This is a genomic window from Gilliamella sp. B3817, assembly GCF_026536705.1.
Lineage (GTDB): Bacteria > Pseudomonadota > Gammaproteobacteria > Enterobacterales > Orbaceae > Gilliamella > Gilliamella apicola_I.
This window is the reverse complement of record NZ_JAFNNV010000001.1, coordinates 509,222-535,230: the sequence shown is the minus strand read 5'-3', so window position 1 is coordinate 535,230 and position 26,009 is coordinate 509,222. Positions and strand designations below refer to the sequence as shown.

Here is a 26,009-nt window from a genome sequence, read left to right as displayed (position 1 = left end):
TTTTCATGGAAGTGTTGAGGGATATTATTTTATATGTAAATGTTTTAACGAAGGATTATAGTGAGTTATTTATCTATTGAATTTGGTCTGTTGTTTATCGTTTTTTTTGCTATATATTGGGCATTTAACTTATTACCTAAATTCCAAAATGCCTTGTTACTCGTTTCAAATTATTTAATTGTAAGCAGTTATAGTTGGCAATTTGCGTTAATTCTTGGTGTTTATACCAGTGTAACTTATCTTATTTCCATTATGATATCGGTTTCAAAAGATCATGCTAAAAGTTGGTTGATTTTTGGCTTAATAATATCGATTAGTAATTTAGCATTATTCAAATATTTTGATTTTTTTCGACAAGAACTACAAGCTTTACTTAACGTCTTTCATATTCCTATTTTATTACCATTATTTTCTGTGCTAATCCCTATTGGGATTTCCTTTTATACTTTCCATTCTGTCAGTTATTTAGTTTCAGTTAAAAGAAAAGAGATTGAAGTAGCTAAATTTTGGGATTTTGCACTTTTTTTATCTTTTTTCCCCAGTATTGTCGCAGGGCCGATCAATCGAGCTAAAGATTTTTTGCCGCAAATTTCAGTTTGCCAACCCCGCCAAATTTTAGAGCCATATCGAGCTTTTATATTAATCATGATGTCAATCATTAAAGTTTATTGTTTAGGTGGTTGGATAAATGATGCATGGGTTAACCCCATTTTTGCCAATCCATTAGAATTTAGTGTGATTGATTTATTAGTGGGTGTATATGCTTATGCAATTCAAATTTATCTCAATTTTTCAGGCTATACGGATTTGGTGACAGGTATTGCTTTATTGTTAGGGTTTCGTCTACCAATTAATTTTAACCAACCTTATTTATCTTTAAATTTAAGGCATTTTTGGGCGCGTTGGCACATAAGTTTATCTCAATGGATTCGGGATTATATTTATATTCCGCTTGGCGGTAATCGTAAGGGATTTACCCGAACACAAATCAATGTTTTGTTGGCAATGTTTTTATCGGGATTATGGCATGGTGCAGGTATCAATTTTATTATTTGGGGTATTTGCCATGGTATTGGTATTGTGGCTCTGAATATTGGTGATCGCTTTTTTGGTCGTGATGTGATTAGTCAACGCTCACCTTTTATTGCGCGTTTATTAACTTGGCATTATGTCTGTTTTACTTGGTTGTTTTTTTATTGTGAAAATTTATCCGATGCTTTGGATTATTTAATGGCATTAACGCATAATGTGATGATAAAACCACAATATTGGCAGGCTTTTTTGATTATCATGGTTGCTTATTTAGTTTATCCAATGTGTAAAAATCTTCCAAATTTGGCAACGGTACTGTTATCTAAAGTTAATAAATTATGTTTACCTGTGATAATGATATTAATTTTGTGGTGTGTCATTTATTTTGCGCCGTCAGGTATGCCCGATTTTATTTATGCCAGTTTTTAATTGTGTTTTAAAATTTTTTAAGATCAGTTTTGACAAGGAACAGTAATTTGAAGGATTTTATGAAGTTAAGTAATATGCTAACAATGCCAACTAACAAAACCTTATCCGCATTTTATATTGTTATAGTGTTAGTTGTTACAGCTATTGCTTTAATGGTTTTGTTTCATAAATCAATATTGGTTTATTGCCAGCAATCTTACCATTTTGAGTTTTTTGATATGGCATTAATGGTGGATGATGCTAATGTCACTGAGGATGATCAGACAAAATGGACTAATGAATCGTATGAATCAGAGGAGTTAGAAAACACGAATATTGAAAAGGATAATCAAAAACATCCTAATGTCGTGACTGCAAACGCAATTGCAGATAAACAGTTACAACAAAATAACCGGCAAAACAAAACAATAAAATCCAATCACACAACTGAAAATAATAAACAAAAATTACCGTTAATTAAGGGTGATAGCCTGCAAGCTACTAATAAACGTCAAACTCATTCTGATAGTCAACTAAACAGTACTCGGACTAATACAGCGTTAGGTAATACGGTAACATTGGATGAATCAAGTAACCCTAGACTTAGCAATGATACCGATTTTACTGAACTTTCACCGATTGTTTTAACTAAAAATGACAAAGTCCTTTTTGCGGGGGATTCATTAATGCAAGGGGTTGCACCATATGTTAAAAAAATGTTATTTAAACAATATAAGATAGAAAGCATTAACTTGAGTAAACAAAGTACTGGGCTTGCTTATCCAAAAGCTTTTGATTGGCCAAAAACAATTAATGATGCAATCAGTGCTGATGCCTCCATTAAATTAATCGTCATTTTTTTAGGCCCTAATGATCCGTGGGATTTTCCTGTTAAGGGATATGCTAAATATGCTAAGTTTAAATCGCAATTGTGGGAAGAACAGTACCGTTTACGTGTTGCATCAATATTAGATATCGCAAATCAACATAATGTAAAAGTACTTTGGCTTTCACCACCTTGTATGCGTAAACCAAAGTTGAATGACGGAATGAATTATTTAAGCCATTTATATGAATCCGAAGTTGAAAAAGCGCATCAACATTTTATGGAAACCAATACATTATTAGGTTGTTCTTACGATCAATTTAACAGCTATATTGAGACTAATAAGCAAAAAATTAAAGTGAGAATAGACGATGGTATTCATTTTACAATAACTGGACAAAAGCTTTTAGCTCAAGCAATTTTGAACCAAATCACATCCACTTTATCAGAGGATTCCCACATTGAATCAATGCATTAAAACTATGGTTGCTGTTTTTTTGGTGGTGTTTACTGTCAGTTTTAGTACTATGGCTGAAAGTATTCCAACGTCTAAGTCTGTGATTGTTGATTTTGGCGATCCAAATGCTAAACAATTTGTTTTACGCTTAAATTCATTAGTCAATAATCAAGACCACACCCATAAAGTTGTCAATATCACCCAATTTGGTGATTCTCATACCGCTGCAGATTTTTTTACAGGCGAATTTAGAGCGTTGATGCAAGATAAATATGGTGATGCAGGTATAGGTTGGGTTCCTCCTGTTTGGGTTAAAGGGCAAAACCATACTCGAGTTAGTTTGAAAGATTCTAATTGGGAATTGTTAAGTAGTCGAGTATTAAGTAATCTCGATTTTCCTATGGGCGGTTTTATCGCTAAACCTATTAATTCTCAAGCTTCTATTGAGTTGGCACTTAAAGCAGACGATAGAGATATATGGAAAGTTAGCCTTATTTTTAAAACTAAGAAAATAACTAAAAATCCATTAGGTATCTATAATAAAGATAAAATTACCTTTAGTTTCAAGAATAAATTTGGCGGTTGGCAAACGACAACGTTTACTTCAACGCTTCCTATTACCATTAAAAGTAAAGATAGCACTGAAATTGGTGGATTTTGGTTAACTCGAGCCAACAAGTCGGGTGTTATTGTATCTGCGATTGGTTCGAATGGGGCTAAGCAAACAATTTGGCAAAAATGGCGTCCTCAATGGTTTCAGGAATTATTATTATCCAAAAGCGATTTGGTTATTTTGGAGTATGGAACAAACGAGAGTTTCGATGAGACTTTAGATGCAGATGAATATCGGAAAAATTTAGTCTACAACATTCGTAAAATTCGAAAATTATTGCCGAATGCTGCAATTTTATTGATTTCACCTCCTGATACAATGATTAATCAAACTGAAATTCCAAAGTCTTATAATTTAGTAAAAAGGATTCAAAAACAAGTGGCTAAATCAGAAAAAACACTGTTTTGGGATTGGCAGGCCGCTATGGGGGGAAGTCATTCGGTTAAGCTTTGGTCTAAGTATGGATTGGCTCGGTCAGATTTAGTACATCAAACCTTGCAAGGCTATAAAGAAAGTGCCAAAATCTTTTATAATGATTTAAATGAATTTGTTAAAAAAAATAGCGATTAGTTATTAATAAAAGGAATAAATCTGTTATGTCTTCACCTATTATCGTTGCTGTTGATTTTGCTGATGTTAAATCAGCTTGGAATTTTATTGATCGTGTTGAGCCAAACGATTGTCGTTTGAAAATTGGCAAAGAGCTTTTTACGCATGCTGGCCCCGATTTTATTAAGCAGATTATGAATAAAGGCTTTGATGTTTTTTTGGATCTTAAATTTCATGATATTCCAAATACGGTTGCTAAAGCTATCGTAGCTGCTGCTGATTTAGGTGTTTGGATGACAAATGTTCATGCTAGTGGTGGGTCTCGGATGATGCAGGCGGCGAAAGACGCACTCTATCCATATGGTAAAGATGCGCCTCTTTTAATTGCGGTAACTGTTTTAACAAGCATGGAGTCGGTTGATCTTCAAGAAATCGGTATCCCTGTTTCGCCTTTGGAACAAGCCACTAAATTAGCTTTGTTAGCCAAAAATTGTGGGCTTGATGGCGTAGTATGCTCCGCTAAAGAAGTGCAAAGTTTTAGAACTCGCTTAGGGAGTGATTTCAAGTTAGTGACGCCAGGTATCAGACCCGCCGGTTCAAATGCTGATGATCAGCGTCGAATTATGACGCCACAACGTGCGCAAGCCGCAGGATCGGATTATCTGGTTATTGGTCGTCCGATTACGCAAGCAGAAGATCCTTCTTTAGCATTGCAAACTATTTTATCAACCCTTGATTTGAGCAAGAGTTAATTTCATGATGTCTGATAATCCACTTGTTTATTCTACCGATCAAGGTCGTATTAAATCGGTTGAAGTAAAAGAATCTCGACCAAAAGGGGATGGGGTTATTCGAATTCAACGCCAAACATCCGGACGTAAAGGCAAAGGTGTGTGCGTCATTTCAGGATTTGATTTTGATGATGCCCAACTTCAAAAAATAGCTGCGGAACTCAAAAAACGTTGTGGTTGTGGTGGAGCAGTTAAAAATGGTAGCATTGAAATTCAAGGCGATAAACGTGATTTACTCAAATCCTTGCTGGAAGAAAAAGGCTTTAAAGTAAAGTTAGCCGGTGGTTGAGTTGTGGTAATTGTCTTTACTCCCATTATTGAATGGGAGTAAATCTGCTATATGTTAGTGAGAACGATAGCTACGCATTTTGTTGCTGATTTCACGGCGTTCTTTTGAAATTTCAGCATTTTTGATAATATAATCATCAACACGATCATCATAATCACTTTTCATGTTAGCAATAATCGCTTGAAGTTCGTCATAAGTCATATCTGGTTTTATATAATCACTCAAATTTTCAAGTAATAATACTCGTTTTTGGTTATCTCGGATTTTTTTCTCATTATCGGATATTTCACGTTTTAATTTGTTTAAACGACGTGATAAACGAATATATTCTAATACATCTTGAAATGATGGTGCGGCGTTTTTTTCCTTGTCCATCTATAACCCCTTATTTCTAAAATTGGAAAAAATAAATTATGACTAATTATATACTAATAAATTTATAGATGATAATTAAATCTGTTTTGAGTGTTTATCAATTTTAAGTTATATTCAATGCAAAATCATTGATATTACAATAAGTTACTACCGTTCAATGTGAGCTTGCTTATGATTTTAACGGCTATTTATTTATTCCTATTTGTCATCAACGATAAATATCGATGCTATTGACCCAATGTAGAGTGTTTAATTGAACTTATCATGTCAGTTTACTCTAAGCCAAGTTTATCCCAAATTTCATCGATATAAGCCACAACTTTTGGATCTTTTTTGATGATTTTTCCCCATTCTCGCTGAGTTTCGCCTTGCCATTTATTGGTCGCATCTAATCCCATTTTTGAGCCTAACCCAGAAATAGGCGAAGCAAAATCTAAATAATCAATCGGCGTATTGTCAATAAATGTGGTATCACGATGAGGATCCATGCGCGTTGAAATAGCCCACATGACATCTTTCCAATCTCGGGCATTGATATCATCATCACATACAATAACAAATTTGGTATACATAAATTGGCGTAAGTAAGACCAAACGCCCATCATGACACGTTTAGCATGGCCTGGATACTGTTTTTTGATGGTCACAATTGCAATCCGGTAGGAACATCCTTCGGGTGGTAAATAAAAATCGACAATTTCAGGAAATTGTTTTTGTAAAATAGGGATAAATACCTCATTTAAAGCGAGTCCCATTACGGCTGGTTCATCGGGTGGACGACCCGTATAGGTAGAGTGATAAATCGCATCTTTTCGACGAGTTAAATGCGTTACCGTAAAAACAGCAAATTTTTCAACTTCGTTGTAGTAACCAGTATGATCACCATATGGGCCTTCAGGCGCTAATTCATTCGGATCAATATAGCCTTCTAAGATAATTTCGGCGGTAGCGGGGACATCTAAATCATTGGACAGCGATTTTACTACTTCAGTTCGACTATTGCGTAACAGACCTGCAAAGGCGTATTCTGGTAAGGTATCTGGTACGGGAGTGACTGCACTTAATATGGTTGCTGGATCTGCACCAATGGCAACGCTAACAGGAAACTTTTCATTAGGATGGGCTTGTTGCCATTCTGCAAAATCGAGCGCTCCTCCTCGATGAGATAGCCAGCGCATAATTAACTTATTTTTACCCAATAATTGTAAGCGATAAACGCCGACATTTTGCCTTTCTTTATAAGGTCCTTTCGTTATCGTTAGTCCCCAAGTTAAAAGTGGTGCTACATCATCGGGCCAACAATGCATGATTGGCAGACGAGTTAAATCAACTTCTTCATTTTTAAAAATCAATTCCTGACAAGGCGCAGACGATCGTCGCTTAACAGGCATATTTAATATTTGCTTATATTTGGGTAACACATTAAAAAATTGTTTAATGCCTTTTGGTGGTTCAGGCTCACGTAAAAAAGCTAATAATTCACCAATTTCACGTAATTGCGATGTATCTTCTAACCCCATTCCCATCGCAACACGTTTGGGTGTTCCAAATAGGTTACAAAGTACGGCCATGTCATAACCAATAGGATTTTCGAATAATAAGGCTGGGCCTTTAGAACGTAAAACACGATCTGCAATTTCGGTCATTTCCAAATAAGGATTAACAGGATAGGGAATTCGTTTTAATTCACCTTGTTCTTCAAGATAATTTAAAAAATCACGAAAATTGGTCAAGTTCATAAAAATAATTACTCCCTATTAATCTGCCTTTGTTTACACTAATTTAAGGTAGTCTAACATCCTAAATGTTAACGTTATTTTGTCATCAACTAGTCAGCGTCAAAATTTTCACTATAAATAGGCACTTGTTGATTTAGATTGCATTTCACAATTTTAGGTAATAATGTTTTAAATTGCTGTTGGTCGATATCAATAAATTTATTTTCATCTACTTGATAAAAAAGATATTGGGTCGTTTGATCTTCAAACTCAAAAGAAGCAATCCAATAGTTTCTATCATCATTGTTTTCATTAGCAAACACTTTGATGATGGTATTTTCTCGTATTTCAGGTTGATTATGTAATTTGTGTTCGATAATATTTTCAGCGATTTGCGAATCGATTTCATCGAAAATTATATAATCAGTTTTGTTGGTTTGGCATGTTTTAATGTTAATTTCAGCATAACTGTTAGGTATAAAATACAATAAGCTTGATAACACAATGGCATACTGACTTAATTTCATTTCCTACTCCTTAGTTAATCTTGTTTAATTGAATAATTTCATTAATTGCTTCTTGATTATTTGGCGATGCTGTTATTTTAGCTGCATCGCTAATTGTCAACCATTGATAGGCTAAATGTTCAGTAAGCGTTGGTGTTATTTCATTTTCGAGCGGTAAATAAAACCAATGTTCTTTATTTATTTCAACTTCAGGTGCATATCGATGCCTAAATTGTGGAAAAATCTTGAATTCAACCGTATGGTTAGTATCGATTAAATTAAGATTTTTACCCAAAATATCAATGCCTGTTTCTTCAAAAACCTCACGAATGGCAGTTTCAACCGGCAATTCGTTATCTTCCATGCTACCTGTTACTGACTGCCAAAAATTGGGATCATCTTTGCGTTGTAGCATAAGGCAACGCAAAGTTTTTTGACAGTAAATAACAACTAAAACAGATTCAGGCTTTTTGAACTTTTGCATTAAGACATCACTATTTTTTGCTAACTTCAATACCAAGCTCAGCTAATGCATTAGGATTTGCCGGGCTTGGTGCATCTGTCATTAAACAAGTTGCCGCTGTTGTTTTAGGAAATGCGATAACATCCCGGATATTATCGGTACCTGTTAATAGCATACTTAATCTATCTAAACCAAATGCAAGTCCTGCATGTGGCGGTGTACCATATTTTAGCGCATCAAGTAAAAAGCCAAATTTTTCGCGTTGATCGTGTTCATTTATACCTAAAATAGAAAACACAGCTTGTTGCATTTCACTACGGTGAATACGTACTGACCCTCCACCTACTTCATATCCATTGATAACCATGTCATAAGCGTTAGCTATCGCGTTTTCAGGATTTTGTTTAAGCTGTTCTGGCGTCAAGTCTTTTGGTGATGTAAATGGATGGTGCATCGCACTAAGACCTTCTTCCGTTTCTTCAAACATTGGGAAATCCACTACCCAAAGCACAGCCCACCTATTTTCATCAGTCAGATTTAAATCTTTACCTACTTTTAATCGTAGTGCACCTAATGCATCACTGACAACTTTATAACTATCTGCCCCAAATAATAAAATATCACCATCTTTGGCATTAGCACGATTCAACAGTGCTTCCATTTGCGTTTCATTAAAGAATTTAGCAACCGGACTTTGTACCCCTTCAAGACCTTTATTACGGTCATTGACTTTAATCCATGCCATACCTTTAGCGCCATAGACCGAAATAAATTGTGTGTAATCATCTAACTGTTTACGGGTTAACTGGGCTCCGTTTGGTACGCAAAGTAGTGCAACTCGACCTTTTGGATCATTGGCTGGGGTTGAGAATACGTTAAAATTGACATCTTTTACTAAATCGGCAACATCTATTATTTCTAACGGATTTCGTAAATCAGGTTTATCGCTACCATAACGGCGCATTGCTTCGGCAAACGTCATGATAGGGAATTGACCTAAATCCACATTTTTAACATGTAACCAAAGTTCACGGATCATTTGCTCCATAACTTCACGGACTTGTTCTGCGGTCATAAACGAAGTTTCAACATCAATTTGTGTAAATTCTGGTTGGCGATCTGCACGTAAATCTTCATCACGAAAACATTTTACAATTTGATAATAGCGGTCAAAGCCAGACATCATTAATAGTTGTTTAAATAATTGCGGTGATTGTGGCAGTGCATAAAACTCACCATTGTGAATTCGACTTGGTACAAGGTAATCACGCGCACCTTCTGGCGTTGCTTTGGTTAACATAGGGGTTTCAATATCAAGAAAACCATGCTCATTCATAAAGTTACGTACAAATGCAGTAATTTGAGCACGAGTTTTGAAGATGTTTGTCATTTCAGGACGACGTAAATCAATATAGCGATATTTTAAACGCTGTTCTTCACTGTTGTTTTGGTTAAAATCAAGTGGCAGCACATCACTGCGATTGAAAATTGTTAGCTCAGTGGCTAAGATTTCAACTTCACCCGTAGCCATGTCTTTATTTGCTTGTCCTTCTGGTCTTGCTCTTACTTTTCCTTTAATTTGAATGCAAAATTCATTACGTAGTTCACTGGCAAGTTGATAAGCTTGTTGATATTCAGGATCAAAAAACACTTGTACAATCCCTTCGCGATCACGCATATCAATAAATATCATACCGCCAAAATCTCGACGCTTATTGACCCAACCGCATAATGTGACTTCTTGATTAATATGAGATGCTGTTAAATGACCACAATAAATTGAACGCATAAAATATCCTGTTTAAATACCAATCTTATAAAAAAATATGAGGTATTATAAATCAAATAGTGTCCTTATAAAGGCATTTGTTGAGATTTATTCTTTAATTATTTTTGCGTCATTGAAATATATTGTTTGGTTATGTGTATTTAATGGTAGATGCGTGTTGACGCAAGTAATCTGGGTTATGTATATTAGCTGTGCAAAATAATAATTATTATGATAATAGCTGTCATGGATAGTTTTATTGACCGGAAATTTATGTAAAGAGGCGTGAAAGGATGGAAATTTTAAAAGACTATAGAGTGCACTTGCTTGCGCTGATAGTTGTTTTAGTATGTGAGTTTGTTGGTAGGCAGTCTATCTGGATTATCATGTTGTATCCTATGCTATTTGCCATGATTATTGGTGGTCTTATCAGTCTTCCTAAATTAAAAATCTTAAAACATAAAAATATGCTTCATGCTAGTTCAGTGATGATTGTGACGTTAATGTTACTGATTGCCAAATTAGGCGTTGCGGTAGGGCCTAAAATTGATATGATTTTGCATGATGCCAAGTTGGCTTTGATTTTCCAAGAATTAGGGCATTTTGCGGGTACTATTTTACTCGGTTTACCGTTGGCAATGATGTTAGGTATGAAGCGTGAAGCGGTCGGGGCAACCTATTCTGTTGCACGTGAACCTAATATTGCCATTGTGGCAGATAAATATGGATTGGATTCGCCCGAAGGTCGTGGTGTCATGGCAATGTATGTTTGTGGTACGCTCTATGGGGCGATTTGGATGAGTATTCTTGCTAGTGTAATGGCAAAATTAGACGTTCTTCATCCTTATGCATTAGCCATGGGGGCAGGGGTTGGTAGTGGTAGTATGATGGCGGCATCACTTGCGCCGATAAGTGACCTTTATCCGAATATGGCGAGTGACATCAAAGCTTATGCAACAACGGCTAATTTAATGTCTAGTATAGTTGGTATTTATATTTATACATTATTCTCACTACCGTTTGCTTCTTTTCTCTATAATGTTTTTGCTCGTTTCCAAAGCAGTAAAAGGAGCTCACTATCATGAAGATTTTCGAAACGGTTTTTTTATTGATTTTAGTCGCAATTATCATGGCTGCTGGCAATTCAGTCGGTTATCATGTAGATTTTATGCTGTCATTACAAGCTTTAGCTGTGCTTGTCGCAATATCGGTTGTTGGTTTTTTTATAAGCAAAGTGCCATTGTTCAATAAACTTCCTGTTATTTTGTGGGTGTCAGTTGTGGCGGCTGTGGCTTCTTCACCAATATTTCCATTTCATGAGCAAGTTGTTGCGATAACTGAACATGTCTCTTTACTTGCTGTTTGTACACCAGTGCTTGCTTACGCTGGATTAGCCATTGGTAAAGATCTTGCTTTATTCAAAAGTATCTCTTGGCGAATTATCCCCGTTTCATTAGCGGTGTTTTCCGGTACTTTCCTTTTTGCCGCTATCATTGCCCAAATTACCTTAAAGTGGGAAGGTGTGATTTAATATTAGGTAGGATTTAATGTATGACAAAAGAAGAACTAAAACGACAAGTTTGCAGTGCCATTGCTAATCGTAAAGCAGATATAAAAGCGATTGCTGAGGCAATTTGGGCTGAACCTGAACTGGGCTATAAAGAACACAAAACCGCAAAAAAAGTTGAAGAAACTTTTGAAAAACTTGGTGTACCCTATAAAAATAAATTGGCGTTAACAGGGGTCAAAGGGCGCTTAAAAGGTGGAAAAGGAAGCCATTGCAGTGTCGCAATTATTGGTGAGCTTGATGCCATTATCTGTGCTGACCATCCTGCAGCCGATGAAACCTCTGGCGCTGCCCATTGCTGTGGTCATAATGCTCAAATAGCGAATATGATGGCTGTCACCATGGGATTAATCGATTCTGGAGCGATGCAATTTTTAGCCGGTGATGTCGTTCCTTTTGCAGTACCGGCCGAAGAATACGTTGAAATTACTTATCGTAATCGTCTGATTGAAGAAGGTAAAATTAAGTATATTGGTGGTAAACCCGAACTTATTTCACGGGGTGAATTTGATGATGTGGATATGGCACTTCAAATTCATTTAACCAGTGTACCAGACGATCGCCAAGACGGATTTATTGAGATTTCAACCACAAGTAATGGATTTATCGGTAAATTAATCAAGTATAAAGGTGAAGCAGCACATGCGGCGGCGGCTCCTCATGCTGGTGTTAATGCGTTAAATGCAGCAATGATGGGGATGATGGGCGTTCATGCTATACGTGAAACGTTTCAGGAAAAAGATTATATTCGTTTTCATCCAATCATTACCCAAGGCGGTGATTTGGTAAATGTTGTACCAAGTGATGTCAGAATGGAAAGCTATGTTCGAGCGGGTAATGTTCCGGCAATGATTGATGCTAATGAACGAATTAATCAGGCATTAAAAGCTGGGGCAATGGCTGTAGGGGCAACTTGTGAAATTAAGGATTTACCGGGTTATCTCCCATTGCAAAATAATCCAACCTTAAATGCATTTTTGAAAGCAAATGCTGAAGCGTTAATTGGCGAGGAAAATGTGTCGGTTGCACCGCATATGACCGGTAGCACAGATACGGGCGATTTATCGCATATCATGCCTGTTAGTCATCCGTGGATAGGATCCGTTAGAGGTGTGTTACATGGCAAAGATTATACGGTATTTGATGAAGAGATGGCTTATATTCGTCCAGCCCAGATGATGGCATGTACCATTATCGATTTACTATATGATGATGCAAAACCAGCTCAAACATTATTATCAAACTATAAACCTCTTATGACCAAAGACGAGTATTTAAACTTCTTAGCGAGTTTTGATAAATAATGTTTATGACTTGGCACAATGCTGTGCCAAGTTTCTGCTATAATAGATTCTTTATGATTAATCACGATGATGATTCCCTATGCTAGCACTAACCGATCAAGAATTACTTCGTTATGACAGGCAAATTTCCTTACTAGGTTTTGATATCGATAAACAGCAAATGTTAAAAAATAGTGCGGTATTGATCATCGGGCTAGGCGGTTTGGGGTGCGCAGCTTCGCTTTATTTGAGCCGTGCAGGTATAGGTAAATTGACGTTAGTTGATTTTGATACTGTATCAGAATCCAATTTGAATCGTCAAATTTTATATACTAATCAAGAGATTAATCAATTTAAAGTAGATGTAGCGAAACAAACATTAATTAAAATGAATTCTGACATTAAAATCGAGACTATTAATCAGAAACTTGATGATGTTTCGTTAACTTCTCTTATAAAACAACATAATCTTGTCATTGATTGTACCGATAATTTATCCTCCAGAGAGCAGATTAACCGCTGCTGTTACCAAGTAAAAATACCGTTAGTGTCTGGTGCTGCAATTCGAATGGAAGGCATATTAACGACTTTTACGTATCAAGCAAATGAGCCTTGTTATCACTGCTTAAGTCGATTGTTTGGGCAGGATCAACTGACATGTGTTGAAGCGGGTGTAATGGCGCCTTTAGTAGGTATGTTTGGTTCCATGCAGGCATTAGAGGCAATTAAAGTTTTGACTGATTATGGTCAACCTTTGGTTGGTCGTGTACTGCTGATTGATGCAAAAAGTATGCATTTTAATCACGTATCTTTGTCGAAACAGCCAGATTGTCAGGTTTGTGGTAACAGTCATAAAATATAGGTAACACAATGAACATCGATCGTATTATTTTAGCGCCAATGGAAGGGGTACTTGATTATCATGTCCGGCAAATTTTGACTGAAATAAACGCATTGGATTACTGTGTGACCGAGTTTGTGCGCATTACTCATCATAAATTATCTAATCGAACTTTTTATCGACTTTGTCCCGAGCTGCATCATGGCGGCAAAACGGCATCCGGTACTCCAGTTCGTGTGCAGATTCTTGGACAATCACCCGAGTGGATGGCAGAAAATGCCGTTAAAGCAATTGAATTAGGCTCGCATGGGGTAGATATTAATTTTGGCTGTCCTGCTAAAACCGTCGTTGGTAGTCATGGTGGCGCATATCTATTGCAATATCCAGATCAAATCTTCAATATTGTTAAGCAAGTCAGACAAGCAATAGGAACATCCGAAATATTATCCGTTAAGATTCGTTTAGGTTGGGCAGATAAATCTTATTGTTATGAAATTGCTGACGCCATTGCACTTGCTGGTGCAAATGAGTTGGTTATTCATGGTCGAACAAAAGCGGATGGTTATCAAGCCGATAAAATTGATTGGCAAACAATTGGAAATATAAAGCAACGGGTCGATATTCCGATCATAGCCAATGGCGAGATTTTTTCTATACAACATGCGCAAGATTGTGTAAGGCAAAGCCAAACAAGCGATATTATGCTAGGACGCGGAATATTAACGATACCAAATTTAGCGAATATGCTACGTTTTAATGAAGCGCCTTTAAGCTGGCAAAACGTATTAAATATATTAATGCGTTACGCAACCACAACGATAGAAGATGTAAAACCGTTATATCACTCAGCACGCATTAAACAGTGGCTTGCTTATTTTCGGCAATACTATGCACCTGCATCAGACTTACTTAGTCAGATTAGGACACTAAAAACCCAAAAAGAGATTTCAGAACATTTAAAGCGAATCACAGATCAATCACAGCATTTTTGACGGTGAAGTTGTTCCATTGGTCATTGATATTGTTTACGATGACGTACTTGGTCATCATGTTTGTTAGAGTATAATTAGAATTAAATCAATATACTTTTTGCCTAATTGAATTCTTTATAAATATTTAATTGTTATATAAATTAGATTCACGAATTCATTTTTCATCGTTATCTTCCAGAAATTGTGTAAAAATCAAACTTAAATATTTAGTCCTGATATTATAGCTATAATAAGTGATATAACAACGATTTATCTAGAATAAAAAACGGATTATCTTAATTGTGAGTATATAATTTATTATGTAATTTTGTTATAGTGTATAAGTTGTAAATTGTAAAATAGTATAGAGAGGACTGAATGATTATCGGTAAGCAACAATCGGATACAACGTTGGAATGGTTTTTGTCTCATTGCCATATTCATAAATATCCAGCTAAAAGTACCCTGATTCACCAAGGAGAAAAAGCCGAAACTCTCTATTACATCGTTAAAGGTTCTGTTGCAGTTTTAATCAAGGATGATGAAGGCAATGAAATGATTTTGTCTTACTTAAATCAAGGTCAGTTTTTGGGCGAATTAGGACTTTTTGAAGAAGGCACAGAACGAAGTGCTTGGGTTAAAGCGAAAACAAGTTGCGAAGTGGCTGAAATATCGTACAAAAAATTTAAACAACTTGTACAAGTTAATCCTGATATTTTGATGCGATTGGCAAGCCAAATGGCAAGTCGTTTACAAGTGACTTCAGAAAAAGTCAGTAATTTAGCTTTTCTTGATGTTGCCGGTCGTATTGCACAAACTTTGTTAAATTTAGCAAAACAGCCCGATGCGATGACGCATCCGGATGGCATGCAAATCAAAATTACTCGTCAAGAAATAGGTCAGATAGTTGGTTGTTCACGAGAAACAGTAGGGCGAATTTTAAAAATGCTTGAAGATCAGCATCTCATCTCTGCACACGGTAAAACGATTGTCGTTTATGGTACACGATAATTGAAAAATATTACGAAATTTAGTCATAACATGATTGATATAACGCGAGATATTACATGACACAAGAAAGATGTATTCCAAGTCATGTGGCTATAATTATGGATGGAAATGGTCGCTGGGCAAAAAAACAAAATCAATTACGAGCATTTGGTCATCGTGCCGGTTTGAAAGCTGTGCGTAAAATTGTGAGTTATGCTGCAACCATTGGTATCAAAGTACTAACTTTATATGCGTTTAGTAGTGAAAATTGGAAACGCTCATCCAATGAAGTGTCATCTTTACTTTCGCTATTTATTTATGCATTAAACCGAGAAACAAAAAGTTTACATAAAAATAATATACGTTTGAATATCATTGGGGATATTTCGCGTTTTAATGAGCAACTTCAAACTATGATAGTTAATGCAGAGGCATTAACTAAAAATAATTCAGGACTGGTGTTAAATATTGCCGCTAACTATGGCGGACGCTGGGATATATTACAATCAGCCCGCAATATAGCAATACAAGTAAAACATGGTGAGTTGATGATAGATGATATTACTGAGGAACGTTTAGGGTTAGAAATGTCAATGGGTGATTTTCCGGATGTTGATTTAGTTATTCGTACTGGTGGTGAATACAGAATAAGTAATTTTTTATTATGGCAAATTGCTTATGCTGAACTTTATTTTACTGATACCTTATGGCCGGATTTCGATCAGGCGTTATTTGATCAAGCAATCAGTGATTTTAATACCCGGGATCGTCGTTTTGGCGGTATTCTAGTGGAGGAGCAATCATGTTAATTCACCGTATTTTAGCTGCTATTATTCTAATACCTGTTGTTATACTAACGCTTTTTTTAGCGCCATTATCACTCTTCACCTATATTATGATTTTTGTTTGTGGTCTTGCAGCGTTTGAGTGGTCGCAGTTTTTAGCAATAACCCAAAAACAGCAAAGAGTTATATTTGCTTTAGTCGTTATTATTTTATTAAGTTTACTCTGTCTATTACCCATTCCGGTTGTGGTAAAATTGAAGTTGTATTCAGGGTTATTGTTACTTTCGTTATGTTGGTGGTTGATTGCACTATTTTTAGTTCTTACCTATCCAAATACGGCTAAATATTGGCGTGGTTCTATCACTGCTAAATTAATATTTGCTTTTTTTACTCTCGTTCCTTTTTTTATCGGGATGATCGAACTTAGAATGATTAATTATAGTGCGAATACTTATACCGGCGCTTATTGTCTGTTATATGTCTTTATTTTAGTCTGGGCAACAGATACTGGCGCTTATTTTGTTGGGCGCAGTATGGGGAAACGTAAATTAGCACCAAAAGTTTCACCCGGTAAAACTTTAGAGGGATTTATTGGCGGTGTGATTGTTGCCGTTGTTATTAGTTTTATTGCCTACTTTACCGGATTTATTTCAATTAATTTGACCAGTTTTATTATGAGTTCTTTATTCGCTATTTTTGCATCAGCATTAGGTGATTTAACTGAAAGCATGTTCAAACGTGAAGCAGGCATCAAAGATAGTGGAAATTTAATCCCTGGACATGGCGGTATTTTAGATCGTATTGATAGTTTGACTGCTGCAGTGCCGATTTTTGCAGCATTATCTTTCAATTTATTTTAAATAAGGTAATTAACTTTGCTTTGGTCTCTGTTGTTATTTATTATTACCATTAGTATATTAGTTACAGTACACGAATTTGGGCATTTTTTCGTGGCAAGGCTATGTGGCGTTCGGGTTGAGTGTTTTTCCATAGGATTTGGGAAAAAAATATGGTCACATAAGTTTTCAGGTGGAACAGAATTTGTCATTGCTATGATTCCACTAGGTGGTTATGTTAGAATGCTGGACGGAAATGCGAAAAACTTATCAACCGACGAAGAAAAACAGGTTTTTGATAAAAAAAAGATATGGCAACGAGCAGCAATTATATTTGCAGGTCCATTTGCTAACTTTATTTTAGCTTTCATTCTTTATTGGATAATTTTTATGCTTGGTGTTGTTACCTATCCGGTTAAAATAGGCAGTACAATACCCGATACACCTGTTGCTGCTGTGAATATTCCTTCAGGGGCAGAGTTAAAAAAGATTAATAATATACAGATTGAAAGTTGGAATGATGTAAATTTTGCATTAATGTCTATTTTAGGACAAGATGATGTGACGATTACCTATGTGATTAATGCTGGTAATAACCATCAAAAAGAAGTTAGTCAACGTGTTGATATTCGTCATTGGCATTTTGATATTGAAAAAGAATCAGCAATAAAGACCTTTGGGTTGGTACCTAAAACATTGGAAATTTATCCAATTGTGAGTAAAATTATACCAAATTCAGCTGCCGAAAAAGCGGGTTTACAAATTGGTGATAAGATTCTAAGTTATGATGAACACCCTTATGTAGATTGGAATGATTTTTCAGCTATAATAAAGAAAGGTAATCAAATAAGATTAAAAATTGAGCGTGAAAATAAAAATCTTTACCTTGATTTAACGCCGTCAATACAGGCAAATGGTGAAGGTATTGCGGGGCTATATCCTACCTCGGAAGCAGTCATTAAGCAGTATGGATGTTTAGAAGGGTTTGGCAAAGGATTAGAACAAACAGTGTTAACTACTCAGTTAACAATTCGTTCTTTTTATCAGTTAGTAACAGGTGTTATTGGACTTAATCATTTATCAGGACCAATAACAATAGCAAAAAGCGCAGGGCAAACAGCAAGTTATGGTTTCACACCTTACTTATATTTTCTGGCATTTATTAGTATAAGTTTGGGGGTAATCAATCTTGTTCCATTACCAATGCTAGATGGTGGGCACCTAATTTTTTTATTATTTGAAAAAATAAAAGGTAAAAGCTTATCAATTAAAGCAAAAGAACGTTTTTATCGTTTCGGATTTGCTTTTTTACTGGTAATAATGGGGATTGCACTATTTAATGATGTTTTACGATTGTGATGGAATGAGGTTATAAACATTTACAATGAAAAAAATAAATAAATTACTTATAGCATCTTTGCTGTTTAGCACAACAGCAGTATATAGTTCCAATGCATTTTGTGTTGATGATTTTGTAGTAAAAGAAATCAAATTTGAAGGATTACAACGGGTAACTCAAGGGGCAGCATTGCTTGATATGCCAATCCAAGTTGGTGATTATGTTAGTGAGTCTGATTTGGGGCATATTGTTAAATCACTTTACTCGAGTGGAAACTTCGATAATATTACTATTTCTAGAGATGGTAATAGCTTAATCATTCATGTTGAAGAGCGTCCAACCATTGCGAGTATTACTTTTTCTGGTAATAAATCAATTAAAGATGATATGCTGAAAAAGAATTTAGATAGCTCAGGTATTCGGGAAGGCGACGCACTTGATAGAACCATGCTTTCTGCCATGGAAAAAGGGCTAGAAGATTTTTATTATAGCGTCGGTAAATATAATGCTCGAATTAAAGCTGTTGTCACACCATTATCTCGTAATCGCGTTGATTTAAAATTAGTTGTAGCGGAAGGTAAATCAGCGTTAATCGATCAAATCAACATTGTTGGGGCTAAGGCATTTTCGTCCGAAGAGCTAATTTCACGCTTTTCACTGCGTGATGAAGTGCCGTGGTGGAACATGCTTGGCGATCGCAAATATCAAAAACAAAAATTAGCTTCTGATTTAGATGAATTACAAAGCTTCTACTTAAATCGAGGTTATGCACGTTTTAATATTGAATCCACGCAAGTCAGTTTAACGCCAGATAAGAAAGGTATTTATGTCACTATCAATATTCATGAAGGTGAACAATATAAATTATCTGATTTTGACTTCAAAGGGGATTTTGCCGGACATAAGGATGCGATTACTAAAATAGCAAAAGAGCGTGTTTCAACGGGTGATTTGTATAATGGTAAAAAAATTACTGATATTGAAGATAATGTAAAACAGCTACTTGCAAATTTTGGTTATGCTTATCCAAAAGTCAGTATTCAACCTGAAATGGATGATTCAACGCATACCGTAAAATTAATTATGTTTGTTGATGTAGGGCCGCGTTATTATGTTCGTAATATCAACATAGAAGGTAATACCATAACAAGTGAAGGTGTTATCCGCCGTGAACTTCGTCAAATGGAAGGTTCTTGGCTGAGTAATGGACTTGTAGAATTAGGTAAAGATCGCTTAAGTCGACTAGGATTTTTTGAATCAGTAGATGTTGAAACTGAGCGTGTTCCGGGGGCCGAAGATCAAGTTGATATTACTTACAAAGTCGCGGAGCGTAACACAGGTAGCATCAAACTTGGTGTCGGTATTGGTTCTGATAGTGGTATTAGTTTTAATGCTGGTATTTCGCAAGATAACTGGTTAGGTACGGGTAATAGTGTTTCATTCGATGTAAATACGACAAATACCGATAAAACTGCATCGATATCAGTTGTAAACCCTTACTTTACTATTGATGGGGTGAGCTTAGGTGGAAGCATTTATTACAATACTTATAAAGCAGATGATGATGATGATGAATCTGTTTATTCAAGTAAGTTGTGGGGTGCATCAGCTAATTTAGGTTTCCCAATTAGTGAAAATAATTTTATCCGTTTTGGTAGCGAGTATGCTAATCGGAAATTATCCGATATGAAACCACAATATGGTATGTGGCGTTACTTCCATTCAATGGGTGAAAACACTAAAAATAAACACTCCATGACCTATGATACTAATGATTTATTATTAAATGCGAATTGGACATATAATTCATTAAATCGTGGTTATTTCCCGACAGAAGGTTTAAAAGTATCGGCTAACGCAAAAATTACGGCTCCAATATTTGATAACCGCTTCTATAAAGTGGTTGCAGATGCATCTTATTATTATCCTCTTGATAGCGATCATAATTGGGTATTCTTAACGCGTGGTCGATTAGGTTATGGAAATGGTTTTGGTGGAAAACAGCTACCATTTTATGAAAACTTTTATGCAGGTGGTTCGACCGTGCTTCGAGGATTTAAATCCAATACTGTTGGGCCTAAAGCAGTCTATTTTAATAGAGCAAACTGTAGTAATTTAAATAATACTTCAGGATGTGTAGAGTCTAAAGATGCGGTAGGTGGTAATGCATTAGCGTTTGCAAGTGCTGAATTAATTGTTCCAACGCCTTTTATTAGTGAAAAGTATTCCGATAGTATTCGAACATCATTCTTTGTTGATGCAGGTACGGTTTGGGATACCGAATGGAACTTAAAAGGTAATCATTTGCATGATTACAGTTCTCCTTCAAATATACGAGTTTCGCTAGGTGTTGCAGTACAGTGGATGTCACCACTTGGACCATTAGTATTTTCTTACGCAATACCGCTTAAGAAATATGACGGCGATTCGTCTCAACAATTCCAGTTTAACATAGGTTCAACATGGTAAAACCATGTTGTAATTAAATGAAATACACATAGGTGAAAAAAGTGAAAAAAATTATATCTATTATTAGTCTTAGTGCAGCGCTTCTTTATACAGGTATAGCTAATGCAGAAATAAAAATTGGTGTTATAGATGTGATGTCTGTATTACAACAAATGCCTCAACGGGAAGCCGTTGGTAAAGCATTAGATAAGGAATTTGAATCACAAATCAAATCGTTACAAGATCAAGAAGAAAAAGCGAAGAATGCAAGTGCTCGTTTGAAAAAAGATGGTCCAACACTATCTGCATCGGAAAAAAGCAAATTAAATAAAACAATTGCTGATTTTGAAAGTAAAGCAAAAGATTTTTCAATAAAATATCGTAAACGTGAAAATGAAGAAGCAGAAAAATTATTGAAACAAATTCAAAGTGCAGTTAAAGAGATTGTTGCTACTGAAAAATATGATCTTATTTTGAAAGCCGAAGCAGCACTTTCTGCCTCTGATGCCGTTGATATCACTGAAAAAGTATTGGAAAAGGTCAAAAAATAATGTTGGCTTGTCGTTTAGAGCAACTAGCAAACTATCTTGACGCACAATTACACGGTAATGCAGATATACTCATTACCGGTATAGCTTCAATGAAAAGCGCTGTATCTGGGCAAATCACTTTTTTGGCGGATCAAAAATTGCAAAGCAAATTAGCAGAATGTAAAGCTTCTGCTATTGTGATGACTGAAGATAGCCTTAAGTATTGGCACGGTGCTGCATTGATTGTTAAAAATCCTTATCTTGCCTATGCAAAATTAGCACAATATCTTGATACAACCCCCGAGCCTGCCAAAGATATCGCGCCTTCTGCTGTGATCGACCCTACCGCTCAATTAGGCGCTAATGTTTCGGTCGGTGCTAATGCCGTTATCGAAAGCGGTGTACATTTAGGGGATGGCTGTATTATCGGAGCGGGTTGTTTTGTAGGAAAAAATACGACTATTGGTGCCGACACTAAATTGTGGGCTAATGTAACTGTTTATCATAATTGTGTTATTGGTAAAAACTGCCTGATTCAATCTGGAACCGTTATTGGCTCTGATGGATTTGGTTATGCGAACGACAAAGGTAAATGGATTAAAATCCCTCAACTTGGACGTGTTATTATCGGTGATAATGTCGAAATTGGGGCATCAACTACGATAGATCGTGGTGCACTTGATGATACCGTGATTGGTAATGGGGTGATTATTGATAATCAATGCCAAATTGCCCATAATGATATTATAGGTGACCATACTGCCGTTGCTGGTGGTGTAATAATGGCAGGAAGTCTGACTATAGGACGTCATTGTTTAATTGGTGGCGCAAGTGTAATCAATGGACATATGGAAATTTGTGATCAAGTCACAGTGACTGGAATGGGCATGGTTATGCGCCCGATCACTAAGCCAGGCGTTTATTCATCAGGTATTCCATTGCAAGAGAATAAAATATGGCGAAAAACCGCTTCATTAGTTTTACATATTGATGAAATGAATAAACGCTTGAAATCACTTGAGAAGAAACTATTAAATAGCTCGACGTAGCCAGTTTCGGTCGGTATAATGCCAACCTATTTTATAATTTTTTTAAGCCCAAATATCATTGATGATTTATTTATGGGCTGAATATATTCAATAATTCCGAGGTATAAAGATGCAAGTTTCGGTAGAAACAACACAAGGTTTAGGTCGACGTTTGTCAATTACTATTAAAGCTGAAAATATTAAAAAAGCTATTGATAAAGAATTAGTTAATACGGCTAAAAAAGTTCGTATTGATGGTTTCCGTAAAGGAAAAGTGCCTTTAAAACTTGTTGAACAGCGTTATGGTGCTTCAATTTTACAAGAAGCATTAAGTGATTTAATGCAAAAAAGTTTTATTGATGCGATTATTCAAGAAAAATTAAATCCAGCTGGTGCTCCAACTTATACTCCTAAAGAATATAAAAATGGAGAAGATTACACATTTAACGTTGAATTCGAAGTGTGTCCTGACGTTAAAGTTAAAGATTTAGATAAAATTGAAGTTGAAAAACCTGTTGCAGAAGTTGTCGATGCAGATGTTGAAACTATGATTGAAACACTACGTAAACAACAAGGTACTTGGAAAGTAACAGAACAAGCTGCAGGCGAACAAAATCGAGTGACTTTAGATTTTGTGGGTAAAGTAGATGGAGAAGAGTTTGAAGGTGGAAAAGCTAATGATTTTGCATTAGTTTTAGGACAAGGTCGAATGATCCCAGGTTTTGAAGATGCGATTATTGGGCATAAAGCAGGTGATTCGTTTGATATTAATGTAACCTTCCCGGAAGATTATCACGCTGAAAACTTGAAAGGTAAACCAGCTGTATTTGCTGCAACATTGACAAAAGTTGAAGAGCTTGAACTTCCTGAGCTGACTGAAGATGTTATTAAACGTTTTGGTATTGCTGATGGAACAATCGAAAGTTTACGCGCTGAAGTTCGTAAAAATATGACACGTGAACTTAATGCGACAATTCGTAACAAAATCAAATCACAAGTTATCGATGGATTGGTTAAAAATAATGAAATTGACGTTCCAACTGCGTTAATCGATCGTGAAGTTGATGTATTACGTCAACAGGCTTTATCACGTTTTGGTGGCAACATGAAACAACCAATGGAACTACCAAAAGAGTTATTTGAAGCTGAAGCAAAACGACGTGTCAGTATTGGATTATTATTCAGTGAAATCATTGAAAGTAATAAACTCAAAGCTGATGAGGCTCGTGTGCAAACATTGATTGATGAAATAGCAACGGCTTATGAAGATCCTAAAGAAGTGATAGAATATTACCGCAAAGATAAAAAAGCGATGGACAATATCCGTTCTGTAGCGCTAGAAGATCAAGTTGTTGATCTGTTATTAGCTAGTGCAAAAGTAACTGATAAAAATTCTTCATTTTCTGAATTAATGAATCAGCAAATGGCTTAATTAGCAGTTTTATTCAGTTTAAAAAAATTACTTTAAAGCCCAAATAAGGATTATCTGTTTGGGCTATTTTGTTTAATTAGGAGATAAAAATGCCGTTAGAACCATTTATGAGTGTTATACCAATGGTGGTTGAGCAAAGTTCTCGTGGAGAGAGGGCTTATGATATATATTCACGTTTATTGAAAGAGCGGATTATATTTTTAACAGGTCAAGTTGAAGATAACATGGCTAATTTAATTATTGCTCAAATGCTATTTTTAGAAGCCGAAAATCCTGAAAAAGATATTCATCTCTATATCAATTCACCTGGTGGTGTAGTAACAGCAGGAATGGCAATCTATGATACGATGCAATTTATCAAACCTGATGTTAGCACTATTTGTTTAGGCCAAGCTTGTTCAATGGGGTCTTTACTTCTAACTGCCGGTACAAAAGGAAAACGTTACTGCTTGCCTAATGCTCGAGTGATGATCCATCAACCATTAGGCGGTTTTCAAGGTCAAGCTTCTGATATACAAATTCATGCTCAAGAAATTTTACAGGTTAAAAGTCGATTAAATAAAATTATGGCGATGCATACAGGTCAAGATATTAGCGTGATTGAAAGAGATACAGATCGTGATAACTTTATGTCTGCTGAAAAAGCGGTTGAATATGGTTTAGTGGATGCCATATACAGTAAACGATCTTAATAACAGACTAGGTAGGTGGTTAAAGTGAATAAAACAAATTCCGAAAAATTACTTTATTGTACTTTTTGTGGTAAGAGTCAGCATGAAGTTCGTAAACTCATTGCAGGGCCATCATCTATTTATATTTGCAACGAATGTATTGGTTTGTGTAATGATATCTTGAAAGAGGAAACTAAAAACTTTCTTTCCCATGAAGAGTTTATCAGTAAACCTTTACCAACCCCTCATGAAATTCGTGCACATCTTGATGAGTACGTTATTGGTCAAGATCGCGCCAAAAAAGTATTATCTGTAGCGGTTTACAATCATTATAAAAGGTTACGCAACTATTCTAATCCGAGAGATGTTGAATTAGGTAAAAGTAATATTTTATTAATTGGACCAACAGGTAGTGGAAAGACATTATTAGCTGAAACATTGGCTCGATATCTGGATGTTCCTTTTGCAATGACCGATGCCACAACGCTAACGGAAGCGGGTTATGTGGGCGAAGATGTTGAGAATATTATTCAAAAATTACTACAAAATTGCGATTACGACGTTGAAAAAGCGCAACGTGGTATTATTTATGTAGATGAAATTGATAAAATTTCACGAAAATCAGATAATCCATCAATCACACGGGATGTGTCGGGCGAAGGTGTTCAACAAGCATTGTTAAAAATTATTGAAGGTACGGTTGCATCCGTTCCACCTAAAGGGGGACGTAAGCATCCTCAACAAGAATTTTTACAAGTTGATACATCAAAAATCCTATTTATTTGTGGTGGCGCATTTAGTGGCTTGGATAAAGTCATTGAAAATCGTGTTTCAACTAATACAGGAATCGGTTTTGGCGCTGATGTTAAAAGTACCAAGCAAAAAGCTTCTGAATCTGAACTGTTAGCCCAAATCGAAGCTGAAGATTTAGTGAAATTTGGCTTAATTCCAGAATTTATTGGACGGTTACCTGTGATTGGTACACTATCTGAACTGGATAAAGATGCGCTAATCAGTATATTGACTGAACCTAAAAATGCATTAACTAAACAATATCAAGCATTGTTTGATTTAGATGGTGTAGATCTTGAGTTTTCTAAAGAAGCTTTAGACGCCATAGCCGTCAAAGCGATGCAACGTAAAACAGGGGCGCGTGGTTTACGCTCGATTGTTGAAAATATTTTATTAGATACGATGTATGATTTACCATCAGAAAAAAATATTAAACAAGTGATTGTTGAACAAGACACGGTTGAAAAATCTCAACCACCTAAGCTAGTGTATCGAGATAACACGAAACTTTTAGCTTAATGATAGAAATAAACTGCCATGAAAGTGGCAGTATACTGATGAAAAAATTGTATAAGTAAAACTAAACATTATGAGTGATTGAATTCGTCAAGGCTTTTAAGGAATAATATGTTTTAAACAATAATAAAATAGGCTTGAATATCTCAAAACAATCCCAATATCTACCTAATAAGTTTGTATTA

25 protein-coding genes are annotated in these 26,009 nt (G+C 35.7%); 20 read left to right on the top strand and 5 right to left on the bottom strand.

The features are described from left to right. Positions 1-60: 60 nt before the first annotated feature. The 5 genes from J3U36_RS02355 to yciH are packed head-to-tail and all read left to right on the top strand — an operon-like array spanning position 61 to position 4,965. A complete protein-coding gene (locus J3U36_RS02355) occupies positions 61-1,461 on the top strand; it encodes an MBOAT family O-acyltransferase (RefSeq protein WP_267380386.1) in 1,401 nt (466 codons plus the stop codon). A gap of 59 nt (positions 1,462-1,520) precedes the next feature. Further along, positions 1,521-2,744, top strand: a complete 1,224-nt coding sequence (locus tag J3U36_RS02350) for a DUF459 domain-containing protein (RefSeq protein WP_267380388.1) — start codon at positions 1,521-1,523, stop codon at positions 2,742-2,744. Then, a complete protein-coding gene (locus tag J3U36_RS02345; protein ID WP_267380389.1) occupies positions 2,728-3,906 on the top strand; it encodes a GDSL-type esterase/lipase family protein in 1,179 nt (392 codons plus the stop codon). Before J3U36_RS02350 ends, J3U36_RS02345 begins: the two co-directional genes overlap by 17 nt. A 26-nt stretch (positions 3,907-3,932) precedes the next feature. Beyond that, on the top strand, positions 3,933-4,637 hold the full coding sequence (pyrF, locus tag J3U36_RS02340) for an orotidine-5'-phosphate decarboxylase (RefSeq protein WP_267380391.1): 705 nt from the start codon (positions 3,933-3,935) through the stop codon (positions 4,635-4,637). A gap of 4 nt (positions 4,638-4,641) precedes the next feature. Beyond that, entirely contained in the window at positions 4,642-4,965 is a 324-nt protein-coding gene (yciH, locus tag J3U36_RS02335) for a stress response translation initiation inhibitor YciH (RefSeq protein WP_411589959.1), read from the top strand. A gap of 54 nt (positions 4,966-5,019) precedes the next feature. Here the strand turns inward: yciH and tmaR are convergent, their stop codons facing one another. The 5 genes from tmaR to aspS form a co-directional block, all read right to left on the bottom strand. Continuing rightward, complete coding sequence (tmaR, locus tag J3U36_RS02330; protein ID WP_065558977.1) at positions 5,020-5,340, bottom strand: PTS system regulator TmaR; 321 nt, start codon at positions 5,338-5,340, stop codon at positions 5,020-5,022. Positions 5,341-5,612: 272 nt separating this feature from the next. After that, positions 5,613-7,079 carry a 4-hydroxy-3-polyprenylbenzoate decarboxylase gene (gene ubiD / locus J3U36_RS02325; protein WP_267380392.1) on the bottom strand — a complete coding sequence of 489 codons (1,467 nt, stop codon included), beginning with the start codon at positions 7,077-7,079 and terminating at the stop codon, positions 5,613-5,615. Between the two features lie 89 nt (positions 7,080-7,168). After that, on the bottom strand, positions 7,169-7,585 hold the full coding sequence (locus J3U36_RS02320) for a hypothetical protein (protein WP_267352416.1): 417 nt from the start codon (positions 7,583-7,585) through the stop codon (positions 7,169-7,171). A gap of 10 nt (positions 7,586-7,595) precedes the next feature. After that, the gene (nudB, locus tag J3U36_RS02315; protein ID WP_267380394.1) at positions 7,596-8,048 is read right to left on the bottom strand and encodes a dihydroneopterin triphosphate diphosphatase; all 453 of its coding nucleotides are present in this window, start codon (positions 8,046-8,048) and stop codon (positions 7,596-7,598) included. Positions 8,049-8,058: 10 nt separating this feature from the next. Next, positions 8,059-9,816, bottom strand: coding sequence for an aspartate--tRNA ligase (gene aspS / locus J3U36_RS02310; protein WP_267352414.1), 1,758 nt, complete (start codon positions 9,814-9,816; stop codon positions 8,059-8,061). A 272-nt stretch (positions 9,817-10,088) separates the two neighbouring features. Here aspS and J3U36_RS02305 point away from each other — a divergent pair, with 272 nt between their 5' ends. From J3U36_RS02305 to clpX, 15 genes are all read left to right on the top strand, one after another. Continuing rightward, positions 10,089-10,880 (top strand): DUF3100 domain-containing protein, encoded by a 792-nt coding sequence (locus J3U36_RS02305; RefSeq protein WP_267361320.1) that lies wholly within the window; start codon positions 10,089-10,091, stop codon positions 10,878-10,880. Further along, positions 10,877-11,326 carry a hypothetical protein gene (locus tag J3U36_RS02300; RefSeq protein ID WP_267380396.1) on the top strand — a complete coding sequence of 150 codons (450 nt, stop codon included), beginning with the start codon at positions 10,877-10,879 and terminating at the stop codon, positions 11,324-11,326. The genes J3U36_RS02305 and J3U36_RS02300 overlap by 4 nt, the downstream gene beginning before the upstream one ends. Positions 11,327-11,346: 20 nt before the next feature. Next, positions 11,347-12,666: an amidohydrolase gene (locus J3U36_RS02295; RefSeq protein WP_267380398.1), complete on the top strand. Its 1,320-nt coding sequence runs from the start codon at positions 11,347-11,349 to the stop codon at positions 12,664-12,666. A gap of 79 nt (positions 12,667-12,745) precedes the next feature. Continuing rightward, on the top strand, positions 12,746-13,507 hold the full coding sequence (locus tag J3U36_RS02290; RefSeq protein WP_267380400.1) for a molybdopterin-synthase adenylyltransferase MoeB: 762 nt from the start codon (positions 12,746-12,748) through the stop codon (positions 13,505-13,507). Positions 13,508-13,515: 8 nt separating this feature from the next. Continuing rightward, positions 13,516-14,478: a tRNA dihydrouridine(16) synthase DusC gene (dusC, locus tag J3U36_RS02285; protein WP_267380402.1), complete on the top strand. Its 963-nt coding sequence runs from the start codon at positions 13,516-13,518 to the stop codon at positions 14,476-14,478. Positions 14,479-14,835: 357 nt separating this feature from the next. Then, positions 14,836-15,468 (top strand): cAMP-activated global transcriptional regulator CRP, encoded by a 633-nt coding sequence (crp, locus tag J3U36_RS02280; RefSeq protein WP_267352408.1) that lies wholly within the window; start codon positions 14,836-14,838, stop codon positions 15,466-15,468. 56 nt (positions 15,469-15,524) lie between these two features. Beyond that, complete coding sequence (locus tag J3U36_RS02275) at positions 15,525-16,256, top strand: isoprenyl transferase (RefSeq protein ID WP_267352407.1); 732 nt, start codon at positions 15,525-15,527, stop codon at positions 16,254-16,256. Beyond that, positions 16,250-17,092: a phosphatidate cytidylyltransferase gene (locus J3U36_RS02270; RefSeq protein ID WP_267380404.1), complete on the top strand. Its 843-nt coding sequence runs from the start codon at positions 16,250-16,252 to the stop codon at positions 17,090-17,092. The genes J3U36_RS02275 and J3U36_RS02270 overlap by 7 nt, the downstream gene beginning before the upstream one ends. Before the next feature lie 15 nt (positions 17,093-17,107). Next, positions 17,108-18,427 (top strand): RIP metalloprotease RseP, encoded by a 1,320-nt coding sequence (rseP, locus tag J3U36_RS02265; RefSeq protein WP_267380406.1) that lies wholly within the window; start codon positions 17,108-17,110, stop codon positions 18,425-18,427. A gap of 25 nt (positions 18,428-18,452) precedes the next feature. Beyond that, a complete protein-coding gene (gene bamA, locus J3U36_RS02260) occupies positions 18,453-20,876 on the top strand; it encodes an outer membrane protein assembly factor BamA (protein ID WP_267380407.1) in 2,424 nt (807 codons plus the stop codon). A gap of 41 nt (positions 20,877-20,917) precedes the next feature. Next, complete coding sequence (locus J3U36_RS02255; RefSeq protein ID WP_267352403.1) at positions 20,918-21,406, top strand: OmpH family outer membrane protein; 489 nt, start codon at positions 20,918-20,920, stop codon at positions 21,404-21,406. Then, on the top strand, positions 21,406-22,434 hold the full coding sequence (lpxD, locus tag J3U36_RS02250; protein ID WP_267380408.1) for a UDP-3-O-(3-hydroxymyristoyl)glucosamine N-acyltransferase: 1,029 nt from the start codon (positions 21,406-21,408) through the stop codon (positions 22,432-22,434). Before J3U36_RS02255 ends, lpxD begins: the two co-directional genes overlap by 1 nt. Positions 22,435-22,543: 109 nt before the next feature. Continuing rightward, positions 22,544-23,845 carry a trigger factor gene (tig, locus tag J3U36_RS02245; protein WP_267380410.1) on the top strand — a complete coding sequence of 434 codons (1,302 nt, stop codon included), beginning with the start codon at positions 22,544-22,546 and terminating at the stop codon, positions 23,843-23,845. A gap of 89 nt (positions 23,846-23,934) precedes the next feature. Further along, positions 23,935-24,537 (top strand): ATP-dependent Clp endopeptidase proteolytic subunit ClpP, encoded by a 603-nt coding sequence (clpP, locus tag J3U36_RS02240; RefSeq protein WP_065558960.1) that lies wholly within the window; start codon positions 23,935-23,937, stop codon positions 24,535-24,537. 24 nt (positions 24,538-24,561) lie between these two features. Then, positions 24,562-25,827: an ATP-dependent protease ATP-binding subunit ClpX gene (gene clpX / locus J3U36_RS02235; protein WP_267361334.1), complete on the top strand. Its 1,266-nt coding sequence runs from the start codon at positions 24,562-24,564 to the stop codon at positions 25,825-25,827. Positions 25,828-26,009 lie beyond the last annotated feature (182 nt).